Annotated in this window: 1 protein-coding gene and 1 pseudogene; both read right to left on the bottom strand. The window is 44.9% G+C overall.

The window, feature by feature from the left end; all coding sequences use genetic code 11:
- A pseudogene (locus R7E47_RS25360) lies at positions 1 to 86 on the bottom strand (LuxR family transcriptional regulator); the annotation flags it as partial.
- Between the two features lie 224 nt (positions 87 to 310).
- The coding region (locus R7E47_RS25365) for a YSC84-related protein (RefSeq protein WP_318085582.1) at positions 311 to 1,035 on the bottom strand (725 nt) is incomplete at its 5' end.

Consider the following 1,035-nt stretch of genomic DNA (forward strand, 5'->3'; position numbering starts at 1 on the left):
ACGCTCATCAATTTTGGGGTGAAGTTAGGCGTGTTTAAAGCAGAAATTGCTTCTGCGAGTTGCGCGTTAAAGTTTTGGTTAGGCATGCGATCATCGAGTTGACATGATTTAATTTTGCGCAAGCATAACCAAAAGCAATCCAACGAGAAAGGGAAGTCACCATCTTCTCGTGACTTACCCCTAAAAAGTTGCTCAGGTACTCAGTTTTGCGTTCTCGATTGTTAATTCTATGATTTTTAATGCTCAGATTTTTATCAATTCCGGTGAAACCATTCGTTGTTGTGAAGTGTTTTCAACCAGAGCAGGTAAATTACTGGGCGTTGGTGAGCTCTTCATTTACCCAGTATTTTGAACCAGATACATTCGCATCGATAAGTAAGCCTTTTGAGTTGAGCTGATAAACGGCAACGCCGCTGTTGAATTGTGCAGAGAACTCTTCGGCATCTTCGCCTGCAACTGCTGAAGCTTCGCTGGTCGCTTCCCAGCCTTCGTTGACGAACGTATCGAAGTCCTGCTTGCTTTCAAACACAACCACTTGCTGATAAAACTTGCCGCCGAGGCCGAGCGCCACCCCCATACCAAACATGTTCATGTAGGTGCGTTTTTCGGTGGTCTTATCTACCGCCACACCAGAGCCTGAATTAGTGTGGAAAAGCAAAGAGAGTTTACGAGAATCAAAAACGGCGTAGCCGTAAGCTTTATCGTAAATCGCTTTCGCTTCTGGTTTTTCATTAAAGAGTTTGAGTAAGGTGCTATCGGCCATCAAATCAATCGCTTGACGCGCTTCTTCTGGCGTGTCGCCTTCGATCAACTCATCAATTTTTTTGTCTGCGGCATCTATCCATTCTTTGCTTTTTTCGATACTGGCATCTGTCCACTCGCCAGCCGTATTGATTGCTTCTTCGGACCAATTCGTGAAATCTTGCCACGCTTGTTTTGAAAAGGCTTTAGTGTCGTCCCAAACATCTTGAGCGGTATCCGAAACCGCTTCGCCTAGCTCAGACATTTTGTTGGATATCTCGTCCCAATCTGCAT

It is taken from the genome of Vibrio sp. Vb1026, from assembly GCF_033338745.1.
Classification (GTDB): domain Bacteria; phylum Pseudomonadota; class Gammaproteobacteria; order Enterobacterales; family Vibrionaceae; genus Vibrio; species Vibrio alginolyticus.